Below are 11,010 nucleotides of genomic sequence, written 5' to 3' on the forward strand. Positions count from 1 at the left end.
ACAATTTTACATTCTTATAGTATTAGCTTGTTCAATCGGTGTTTTCCATAAACTTTTTGTTTTTATAAAGGCTCTGTTAAATTAGGCTGTTGATTTTCGTTCCAGGCGCTTCGCTTTCCGCGGAAGAATTATGAAAAAGCCCAACTGCCGGCTTTTTCAAAGAGCGAATTCTTCATTGGGGCTGGCGCAGAGCTTCCTCGTCGCAAGCTCCTGCGGGGTGCAAATGATTCCTCACGAGAATCATTTCACCTAGGTCTCATCTGTCCAGCTGATCCTGCTGGAGTCTTCGCGCCTTCCACTACAATCAACAGCGTTAAATAACAACATTGAGCATTAACACAGCCTTTTTTTAATGTTTGATTTGTGCTGCTATTTTACTACTTATGCTTTACATCAAAATATAGGGGTTCAGGTCGACGGAAATTTGCAGTCCGCCGGTTCCCATTTCCTGTTGATAATGATCGAGAATTGCTTTTAGGGCATTATTCAGTTCTGGTTCCTTTTTGTATTTTATCAGACATTGGTAACGATATCTATCGTTGATGCGGGGGATAGGCGAAGCGACTGGTCCCAGCACTACTGCCTCCTTGGACAACCTGGAGGTTATGAACTTCGCTATTTTTTCGGTAACAGACACTACCTTCATCAGTTCTTCGTGACTGACCGTCACGAGTGACAGATAATAGAATGGCGGATATTGATGTACCTTCCGCACCATCATCTCATGCTGATAGAATCGGTCGTAATCCTGGGTACCCGCTAGCTCAACGCTGTAGTGCTCAGGTGTATAAGTCTGGATGACAACCTCACCTGGAAGCAGATGCCTGCCAGCCCTGCCGCTTACCTGAGTCAAAAGCTGGAACGTTTTTTCTGAGGAACGGAAGTCGGGCAGATGCAGCATCGTATCCGCAGAAAGTACTCCTACAAGTGTTATATTCGGGAAATCAAGGCCTTTTGCGATCATTTGCGTACCAAGCAAAATGTCAGCCTGCCCCTCCTGGAAAGCACTCAGCAGCTTTTCATGTGAGCCCTTCCTCCCTGTCGTATCAACATCCATCCTGATGACTCTCGCTTCCGGCAGCAGCTTATGCAGCTCCTCTTCAACCTTCTGCGTACCTGTCCCAAAATATCTGATATGTTCGCTATTGCATTCCGGGCAGATCGTTGGCACTCTGTCCTCATAACCGCAATAATGGCATTTCATTTGTTCATTATAACGGTGGTACGTAAGTGTGATATCGCAATGCGGGCAGTTCATTACATAACCGCAGTCCCGGCACATCACGAATGATGAATGGCCTCTCTTATTTAAAAACAAGACAGTCTGTTCATTTTTCTCAAGACGATCCTTTAACTTTTCAAAAAGCTTTATAGAAAACATCGAGCGATTCCCAGTTCGCAATTCTTCTCTCATGTCGACAATTTCAACGGCAGGCAGTGCCTGGTTATTCATCCGTTTCGGAAGTGAAAGTAAGGTATATCTGCCTTTCTGCGCCCGTGCGAATGATTCAAGCGATGGTGTAGCACTGCCGAGGACTACCGGGCAAGCATAGGTCTTTGCCCGCTGGATTGCGACATCCCGTGCATGGTACCTGGGGTTTTCTTCCTGTTTATAGCTTGATTCATGTTCCTCATCGATGATGATGATTCCAAGGTTTTCGAATGGTGCAAAAATCGCTGATCGCGCACCTACTACCACTTTGACTTCCTTACGCTGGATTTTCCGCCATTCATCATACTTCTCGCCTGCAGACAGACCGCTGTGCATCACCGCCACTAAATCGCCGAAGCGTTCCTTGAAGCGAGTGACCATCTGCGGCGTAAGCGCAATTTCAGGGACGAGTACAATCGCTTCCTTCCCTTTATTAAGGACCTCCTGGATCGATTGAAGGTAAATCTCCGTTTTCCCACTGCCTGTAACGCCATATAACAGAAAGACTTCATGGTGTTCATTTTCAATAGAAGAAAGCACCGGGCTGATTGCATTTTCCTGCTCTTTCGTCAGTGTCAAAGCGGTTTTTCTCGCAAACTCACGTTCAGAATACGGATCCCTGTATACCTCTAATTCTTCTACTTTAAGGATGCCTTTTTTGACAAGTGAATTAATTGACGCCTGTGATATTCCCAAAGTGGAAAGTATCAGCCTTTGTTCAGAAGGCTCAGGATTTTCAAGAAAGAAATCGACTATTGCCTGTTGGCCTGATGCCTGTGCGGAAAGACTTTCTTTCACCTCTTGCAGGTTTTCAGGACCGACGGCTGGGTACACGTGCTTAAGAAGCTTTTTACGCACTCGGTCTTTCACTTGGTAGATGACCTCAACTGTGCCTGCAGCGGCTTCTTTCTGCAACTGCTGGACGAGCCCTTGCAAAACAGCGTCTTCCCATTTCAGTTCATTTCTTTCTTTAAACAGTTTCCTGAGCTCATCAGGCATTTCTTCAATGTCAGCGCCCTTTGCCAGGACGATCTTCTTTTCATATTTCGCCTTGAGGGCGGCAGGGAGCATCGCCTGGTAGGAGGAGATTTTATAGCTTAATGTATGCTCAGTAAGCCATTCACCAAGCTGGAGAAGCTCTTCATTCAATACAGGCGTCAAATCGAGCGGCTCGATAATTTCCCGTAACTTTGAAAAACTTGATTCTTCTTTCAGTTCCGTCACGAACCCCTGGATTTTCCTTGGTCCAAAAGGGACTATAACCCGTGTCCCAGGCTTGATGACATCTTTGAATCTAGTAGGAATTTTATAGTCAAAGGTCTTGTCTGTTTGCTTGGCGGGCACATCGACAATAACACTGGCTATATTCATAGGCTCTCATCCTTATTTAGCAGCTGGCCGACTTCCAAAAGGATGTTTCTGGCAACATCACTTTTTGACATCAACGGCAATTTCACGTTTGCGCCATCCCTTTTAAAGATGGTCACAATGTTCGTATCCGTACCAAATCCTGCTCCTTCTTGTTTTACGTCGTTTGCGACAATCAGGTCAGCGTTTTTCCTTGTCAGCTTGCTCTTTGCATGTTCCTCAACATTATTCGTTTCGGCAGCAAACCCGACCACCACCTGACGAGACTTTCTCTGCCCTAATTCAAAAAGAATGTCCGTCGTCCTTTCTAGCTCAAGCGCCTGGTCACCCTCTTTTTTCTTCATTTTTTCATCGTAAACATACTTTGGACGGTAATCTGCTACAGCCGCAGTCCCGATGAGTACATCCGCTTTCTCGAAATGTTCCAGTGCGGCTCGGTACATTTCTTCTGCACTTTCGACCAATATGAGTTCCGCTCCTGCAGGTGCGTCAAGGTTAACTGGACCTGAAACAAGGACTACGCGCGCGCCCATTTTTACAGCTTCTGAAGCGATTGCGTACCCCATTTTTCCTGTAGAATGGTTGGTCAGAAAGCGGACAGGATCGATTTTTTCCCTGGTAGGGCCTGCTGTGATCAAGACTGTCTTACCCGTCAGTTCCTCGTGTTTCTTATTGAAATAATGGCTGGCAAGCTCGACGATTGTTTCCGGTTCCTCGAGACGCCCTTTGCCTGTATATCCGCATGCCAGATACCCTTCTCCCGGCTCAATAAAGTCGTAGCCAAAGCTTCTTAAGGTATCCATGTTTTTTTTCACTGCCGGATGGCTGTACATATGGACGTTCATCGCCGGGGCAATCCACACGGGGGCAGTTGCTGCAAGCAAGGTGGTCGATATCATATTGTCGGCAATTCCGTTTGCAAGCTTGCCTATTATATTGGCAGTCGCAGGTGCAACAATAATCAGATCCGCCCAATCGGCAAGATGGATATGCGCGATGTTCTCAGGATTTTTTTCATCGAATGTATCTGTATAAACTTCACTTCTCGACAAAGCCTGGAAGGTGAGTGGAGTAACGAATTTAGCAGCTGATTCACTCAAGATAACCTTCACTTCGGCGCCCGCCTGTGTCAGCTTGCTTGTCAGTGCGGCACCTTTATAAACAGCGATTCCGCCGGTTACACATAGTAGAATTTTTTTACCGTTAAGCATGTTAGAGAACCCCCATTATACACAAACTTTCATTATGATTGAACTATAACATTTTTTCACAGATTAAGCATGAAATGCGCAAGATTGAGATCTCATTAGCCCTAATTGCAGACCTTCCATGAATACATGCTCAAAGTGGCCTTAAAAAAGTTGAAGTGTATTTCTGAACCAAAAAAAAACAACCCATTAAATAGGTTGTTATCGTGGAATTATTCGTTGATATTTAACTCTTCATGGCTGGCAGCTGTTTTGAAATGAAGCTTTTCAGCGTTGATTTCCTCTAGTGCCTTGCCAACAAATTTGTATGATACATACTTATCCATTTTCGGCTCCATGTGAACCTGCATGCTGCGCGCACGCTTAGCAGCCACAGATACCAAAGAATATTTTGAATCGATTTTCGTCATTAATGAATCAATAGAAGGATAAAGCATTTAATCTACCTCCAGCATTTTTTTATAGCGATGTTGAACACGTTCCCTGCGACAGTGCTCCGCAACGACGATTGCCTTCACGCGCTCGGCTGCTCTTTCAACCTGGTCGTTTTCAACAACATAATCATACAATTCCATCATTTCGATTTCTTCTCTTGCGGCTCTCATTCTGCCTTTAATAATATCCTCTGTCTCCGTTCCTCGCGTAACGATCCGGTTTTCAAGCTCTGAAAGGCTAGGCGGCGCAAGGAAAATGAACAGCCCTTCCGGAAACTTCCTGCGAACCTGGCTAGCGCCCTGGACTTCTATCTCCAGGAACACGTCCTTCCCGGCATCAAGCGTTTCGCGGACATATTCAACAGGAGTGCCGTAATAATTGCCGACAAACTCGGCGTATTCAAGCAATTGATCCTGTTTGATCATCTCTTCGAATTCTACCCTTGTTTTGAAGAAATAATCTACTCCATTCCTCTCACCTTCACGCGGCAGTCTGGTAGTAGCTGAGACGGAATATTCAAAAGCTGTATCCGGCTGGGAAAATAATTCTTTCCGGACCGTCCCTTTGCCAACACCAGATGGCCCTGAAAGAACAATCAACAATCCTTTTTCCTGCATTAAAAAGTCCTACCCTTCATCAATGATATCATCCCGGTCATTCAAGCGGTGTGCAACCGTTTCCGGCTGTACTGCGGAGAGAATGACGTGGTCGCTGTCCATTACGATAACAGCTCTTGTCCTTCTGCCATATGTAGCATCTATTAAAGACCCTCGGTCGCGCGCATCCTGAATGATCCTTTTAATCGGAGCCGATTCAGGACTTACGATCGAAATGATCCTATTCGCTGAAACAATATTGCCAAAGCCTATATTTATAAGCTTGATTGCCATGATGGTCCCCCTAATCATCAGTTATTTATTTTGGCCTTGCAGAGCTCTTTCTAAACGCTATTCTATATTTTGGACTTGTTCCTTAATCTTTTCAAGGAGACTTTTCATTTCGACAACTTCTTTGGCAATTCTTGAATCATTCGCTTTGGATCCTATCGTGTTAACTTCGCGATTCATTTCTTGAAGCAGAAAATCAAGTTTCCTGCCAAGAGGTTCATTTGCCTTCATTATTTCTGAAAACTGGCTTACATGGCTTTCAAGCCTGGTGACTTCTTCACTGATATCAGCTTTATCTGCAAAAAATGCGACTTCGGTAAGAATCCGGTCTTCATCAGCCTGCCCTGCCAGAAACTCAGTCATTTTCTTATTCAGCCTGTCCCTGTATTGTACCACGACATCGGGTGCGTATTTTTTCACACTGCCGATATTCCCTTTTAAAAGCCCGATATGTTGCGACACATCACTCTCAAGTGCTGCTCCTTCAAGCTTCCGCATTTGAACCAATTGGCTTCCAGCTTCCTCAACGGCAGCAAGGACAAGTCGTTCAAGCTCATCATTTTCGGTTTCTTTTTCTTCAATATGGATAATTTCTTCCCGGTTTACAAGGTCATGCAGTTCAACCTCTCCGGTAATGCCGTACCTGTTTTTGATTTCAGATATGTGATGGACGAATTCGTCCAGGGCTTGCCAGTCAATATGTACACTTCGGCTTACTGCGCCTTCGCCTTCCAAAGTTACAAAAACTTCGACTCTCCCTCTTTTTATGTGCTCGCCAAGTTTCTTTTTTATTTTCTCTTCTGTTTTCAGGAGCTGGCGGGGCATGCGAATATGAAATTCACAGAAACGGTGGTTGACCGTTTTAACCTCGACTATCACGCTGAACCTTTCCGATTCAGCCTTACTCCTTCCAAATCCAGTCATACTGACGACCATTTCAGACACATCCAATCTTTCTAAAAAGTCGAGTTTCCTGTAGACCCTATGGAAAGGGGAATAATGGTAAAAAAAAAGAAAGGCAATAGAGCCTTCTCTATTACCTAACGGATTATATCATATTTCTTTTTGTTTTTCTTGCAAAAAATGTTCCGGCCAGCAAAAAAGTAGGAACGGCCGACAAACCTAGGATCAGCAGCCAGTCTGAAGGCAAGATTGATACTGTATGGAAAATCGGTTGAAGGGATGGTGAGTAGATGACTACAAGCACCATTGCCAACGATGAAAGGACAGCCCACACTAGATACTTGTTGCCAAAAGGGTTTCGTGCAAAAACAGATTTTTCACTGCGGCAATCAAATACATGGATAAGCTGGGCCATCACAAGTGTTGCGAAGGCAATAGTCTGGGCATATGCAAGTTCGTCCGGATTTCTTCCATATACGATCATGAATGCAATCAGGGTAACCAAACCGATTAAGAATCCTCTCGATATGACCTTCCAGCCTAGTCCGCGTGCAAATACCCCTTCTTTCGGATGGCGCGGCGGACGCTTCATCACATTGTCTTCTGGCTGGTCAAGCCCGAGGGCCATTGCAGGCAGTCCATCTGTCACAAGATTTACCCACAGGATTTGGATTGGTACGAGCGGCAGCGGCAAGCCGATGATCATCGCGAACAGCATGACCAGAATCTCACCGACATTTGATGCAAGCAGGTACCTGATGAACTTCCTGATATTTTCATAGATATTGCGGCCTTCTTTAATCGCCGCTTTAATTGTGGCAAAGTTATCATCTAGCAGGACGAGCGATGAAGCTTCCTTCGCAACGTCCGTACCGGTTATACCCATTGCCACGCCAATATCCGCTGCTTTGATGGCGGGAGCATCATTGACTCCGTCACCGGTCATCGCGACAATGTGCCCCCTGTTTTGAAGCGCCTTGACTATTTTCAATTTATGTTCAGGAGATACGCGGGCAAAAACGGAAACATCATCAACGACATCTTCAAGCTCGGACACCGACATCTCCGATAATGCCTTCCCATCAATGACCTTACTGTCTTTCGTTAATATCCCAAGCTGTTTTGCGATGGCTTTAGCGGTAATTACGTGGTCGCCTGTAATCATCACCGTCTTGATACCGGCATCGCGGCACTCTTTTACAGCCGTCCTAACCTCAGGGCGCGGCGGATCGATCATTCCCTGCAAGCCGATGAAAGTCAAACCCTTTTCCGCTTCATTTTCATGGAGGACAACAGTATTCTGGGAAATTGGCTTGAAGGCAATTGCAATTGTTCTTAATGCATTCCCTGCCAGTTCTTCAATCGCATTTTTTACCTTTGCTGACAGTTCTTTTGACAGGAATTGCTGTCTTTCATCCCAGAGAATGGATTCGCTCAATCCAATCAGTACATCAGGTGCACCTTTGACTACTGCAAACTTCCTGCCTGTTTTATCCTTAACGATCATACTCATCATTTTACGCTGAGAATCGAATGGAAACTCGTTGATGATTTCGAACTGCTCAAGCAGGCCATGTCTTCTGTATCCCGCTTTCATCGCGGCAACTAACAGAGCTCCCTCAGTAGGATCGCCGTCGATAGCATATTCACCATCTTTTTCGATGATCTCAGCGTGGTTGCACAGCATTCCAAATGTTAACAGCTGCTGGAGCGATTTTTCATTCTGAGGATCAATACTTTTTTCTTTAAGGAAAAATTGACCTTTTGGAGAATAGCCAACCCCGTCGACATTCCAGGTTTTTCCGCCACTCCACAAATGGGTGACGGTCATCTTGTTTTGTGTCATCGTTCCTGTTTTATCAGAACAAATAACAGATGCACAGCCAAGTGTTTCCACAGCCGGCAGCTTCCTGACAATAGCCTTCTGCCTGATCATACGCTGAACACCAAGCGATAATGCTACGGTAACAATAGCAGGCAAACCCTCAGGAATTGCAGCAACTGCCAAACTGACACCCGCAAGGAACATTGTATATAGATCATGGCCCTGCAGAACACCGATTCCGACTACCAGCAACGTAAGGAACAGTGCAGCCGTAATCAGGATTTTACCAAGCTGTTCTAGCCTCCTTTGCAGCGGTGTTTCCTGGACTTCGGCTGATTGCAGCAAATCAGCGATCTGGCCCATTGCCGTTTTCATCCCAGTAGCAACGACAACGCCTGTGCCGCTTCCCCTTGTAACCATCGTTCCCATGAAAGCCATATTTTCCATATCGCCAAGTCCCGGATTAGGTATCCTCAAGGGACTTGTGTTCTTTTGAACCGGGACAGACTCCCCCGTAAGTGCTGATTCTTCTATTTCCAGACTCCTCGATTCAATCAAGCGTATATCGGCGCCAATCCTGTCCCCAGAAGTGAATTTTAAAATATCGCCTGGAACTACTTCCCTCGATGGTATCTTGACCCATCCTCCATCCCTCAGCACATGGACCTGAGGAGCAGACAATTCTTTTAGGGCATCAAGGGATTTTTCTGCTTTTCTTTCCTGGAAAAAGCCTAAAACACCATTAACCAGAACGATGGCTATAATGGCGATCGCATCGACCATTTCACCCAGAAGTCCAGAAATCAATGTTGCTGCAAGAAGTACAAGCACCATGAAATCCTTGAACTGGCTGAAGAATAACAACAGGGCCGATTGTTTTTCACCCTCGGCTAATGCATTATACCCATGCTGTTCATGTCTGCTTTTTACTTCCTTTTCATTCAAACCTTCTGTAAAATCTGTTCTTAAGGCGCTGGCAATTTCGTTTTCATTCATCTCATGGAACTTCATGGGGCCATCACACTTCCTCCTTGTTTGTCCTACTCTAAAGAAAGCTTATTCAGCCCTGTCCAAAAAAATGATAAGATGTTATAGAAAAGCGTATACACGCTCATCATATAAATTTGTATACGAGATAAATAGAAAAGGATGTATTTCAAATGTCATTTGACGGATTGTTTACAAGAGCCATCACGAACGAACTTTCTTCCCTTCTAAAAGGAGGGCGTATCAATAAAATTCACCAGCCATATAAAAACGAGATCATCCTGGCTGTAAGAGCCCACGGGGTGAACCATAAACTGCTGCTATCTGCCCATCCGAGCTATGCGAGAGTCCAGCTTACGAACGAGCAATATGATAACCCGAATGAACCGCCAATGTTCTGCATGCTTCTGCGCAAACATCTCGAGGGCTTTATCATAGAAGATATCAAGCAAGCCGGACTGGACCGGATGATTATTTTCGAGGTGAAAGGCAGAAATGAAATCGGGGATATTTCTTACAAACAGCTCATTGTTGAAATCATGGGCCGCCACAGCAACATCATCATTGTTGATAAAAACAGAAATGTCATTCTCGACAGCATCAAGCACATATCTTTTGCCGTGAATACTCATCGGGCAATCATGCCAGGACAGGAGTATATCATGCCTCCTCAACAAGAAAAACTAAATCCGTTTGAAGCGGATACTGATGATGTCCTGCGATCGATTGATTTTAATTCAGGAAAACTGGATCAACAGCTCGTCGCCAATTTCGCTGGAGTTTCCCCGATTCTGGCCAGAGAAATTGTCTTCAAGGCTGGCCTTGCCAACCGTAACACTCTTCCAGATGCCTTTTTATCTGTTATGAATGCTCTAAATGGACATTCCTATAGCCCATCTATTACTTATGCAAGCAATAAGGAAGCCTTTTATCTTATTCCGCTGGAACATATGAAAGGTGAAGTGAAATCTTATGAATCTCTGAGCAGCCTGCTTGACCGCTTTTATTTCGGCAAGGCTGAACGAGACCGCGTGAAGCAGCAGGGAAATGACCTTGAGCGCCTGATTGCAAATGAAAAAGAGAAAAATGTGAAGAAAATCAAGAAGCTTGAAGCTACTTTGGAGGATGCAAAAAAAGCAGAGCAGTTTCAGTTATATGGAGAACTACTTACCGCGAACATCTTCAATGCCAAAAAAGGCATGAAAGAAATTACTGTCGTGAATTATTACGATGAGGATGGCGCTTCCATTAGCATTCCAATGGACCCGAGGAAAACACCTTCAGAAAATGCGCAAAAATATTTTACAAAATACCAAAAAGCCAAGAATTCTGTGAACATCGTTAAAGAACAGATCGAGATCGCCCAGGCGGAGGCTGCATACTTCGATTCCCTCCTCCAGCAGGTAGAAGCTGCATCACCTAAGGATATTGAGGAAATAAGAGAAGAATTAATCGAGGGTGGATACATCCGGGCACGCCAGAAAAAATCAAACAAAAACAAGCAAAACCAAAAGCCCGTACTCGAGAAATACCTGGCTTCAGACGGAACGGAAATCATTGTCGGAAAAAACAATAAACAGAATGATTACTTAACGAATAAAGCCGCAGCACGCGACGATATTTGGCTCCATACGAAGGATATCCCGGGCTCTCACGTGGTCATCCGCAGCAAGGAGCCTTCCGAAGAAACCATTCTTGAAGCAGCACAAATTGCCGCTTATTTCAGCAAAGCCCGCAATTCAAGCTCTGTACCAGTCGACTTTACGAAAGTCCGCCATGTCAAAAAACCGGCGGGAGCCAAGCCAGGATTCGTGATCTATGAACAGCAACAGACTGTGTACGTTACTCCTGATGAAGATATGATTTTGAAACTAAAGCAATAACGTTTGGGACCCGCTTGAAATTACTTCAGGCGGGTTTTTTCGCATATAATATCAACAAAAATGCAGCCCTGTTTTGAGCTGC

General features: G+C 44.9%; 8 protein-coding genes. 1 reads left to right on the forward strand and 7 read right to left on the reverse strand.

Annotation, left to right across the window (positions count from 1 at the left end):
• Positions 1-388: 388 nt before the first annotated feature.
• The 7 genes from priA to M3204_RS14690 form a co-directional block, all read right to left on the reverse strand.
• Positions 389-2,803 (reverse strand): primosomal protein N', encoded by a 2,415-nt coding sequence (priA, locus tag M3204_RS14660; protein ID WP_251483055.1) that lies wholly within the window; start codon positions 2,801-2,803, stop codon positions 389-391.
• A complete protein-coding gene (gene coaBC, locus M3204_RS14665) occupies positions 2,800-4,011 on the reverse strand; it encodes a bifunctional phosphopantothenoylcysteine decarboxylase/phosphopantothenate--cysteine ligase CoaBC (RefSeq protein ID WP_251483057.1) in 1,212 nt (403 codons plus the stop codon). The genes priA and coaBC overlap by 4 nt, the downstream gene beginning before the upstream one ends.
• A gap of 209 nt (positions 4,012-4,220) precedes the next feature.
• Positions 4,221-4,445, reverse strand: a complete 225-nt coding sequence (gene rpoZ, locus M3204_RS14670) for a DNA-directed RNA polymerase subunit omega (RefSeq protein ID WP_251483059.1) — start codon at positions 4,443-4,445, stop codon at positions 4,221-4,223.
• Positions 4,446-5,060, reverse strand: a complete 615-nt coding sequence (gmk, locus tag M3204_RS14675; RefSeq protein ID WP_251483061.1) for a guanylate kinase — start codon at positions 5,058-5,060, stop codon at positions 4,446-4,448.
• A gap of 9 nt (positions 5,061-5,069) precedes the next feature.
• Positions 5,070-5,333, reverse strand: coding sequence for an extracellular matrix/biofilm regulator RemA (remA, locus tag M3204_RS14680; RefSeq protein WP_023614949.1), 264 nt, complete (start codon positions 5,331-5,333; stop codon positions 5,070-5,072).
• Between the two features lie 57 nt (positions 5,334-5,390).
• Entirely contained in the window at positions 5,391-6,266 is an 876-nt protein-coding gene (locus tag M3204_RS14685) for a YicC/YloC family endoribonuclease (protein ID WP_251483063.1), read from the reverse strand.
• A gap of 112 nt (positions 6,267-6,378) precedes the next feature.
• Positions 6,379-9,069: a cation-translocating P-type ATPase gene (locus tag M3204_RS14690; protein ID WP_251483065.1), complete on the reverse strand. Its 2,691-nt coding sequence runs from the start codon at positions 9,067-9,069 to the stop codon at positions 6,379-6,381.
• A gap of 149 nt (positions 9,070-9,218) precedes the next feature.
• Between M3204_RS14690 and M3204_RS14695 the strand changes: the two genes are divergently transcribed.
• Positions 9,219-10,928 (forward strand): Rqc2 family fibronectin-binding protein, encoded by a 1,710-nt coding sequence (locus M3204_RS14695; RefSeq protein WP_251483066.1) that lies wholly within the window; start codon positions 9,219-9,221, stop codon positions 10,926-10,928.
• Positions 10,929-11,010: the final 82 nt, after the last annotated feature.

It is taken from the genome of Mesobacillus subterraneus (genome assembly GCF_023715485.1).
Classification (GTDB): Bacteria; Bacillota; Bacilli; order Bacillales; family Cytobacillaceae; genus Mesobacillus; species Mesobacillus subterraneus_B.

Coding starts and splice junctions, on each gene's coding strand:
- priA (WP_251483055.1), bottom strand. CDS start 2,803: ATGAATATAGCCAGTGTTATTGTCGATGTGCCCGCCAAGCAAACAGAC.
- coaBC (WP_251483057.1), bottom strand. CDS start 4,011: ATGCTTAACGGTAAAAAAATTCTACTATGTGTAACCGGCGGAATCGCT.
- rpoZ (WP_251483059.1), bottom strand. CDS start 4,445: ATGCTTTATCCTTCTATTGATTCATTAATGACGAAAATCGATTCAAAA.
- gmk (WP_251483061.1), bottom strand. CDS start 5,060: ATGCAGGAAAAAGGATTGTTGATTGTTCTTTCAGGGCCATCTGGTGTT.
- remA (WP_023614949.1), bottom strand. CDS start 5,333: ATGGCAATCAAGCTTATAAATATAGGCTTTGGCAATATTGTTTCAGCG.
- M3204_RS14685 (WP_251483063.1), bottom strand. CDS start 6,266: ATGGTCGTCAGTATGACTGGATTTGGAAGGAGTAAGGCTGAATCGGAA.
- M3204_RS14690 (WP_251483065.1), bottom strand. CDS start 9,069: ATGAAGTTCCATGAGATGAATGAAAACGAAATTGCCAGCGCCTTAAGA.
- M3204_RS14695 (WP_251483066.1), top strand. CDS start 9,219: ATGTCATTTGACGGATTGTTTACAAGAGCCATCACGAACGAACTTTCT.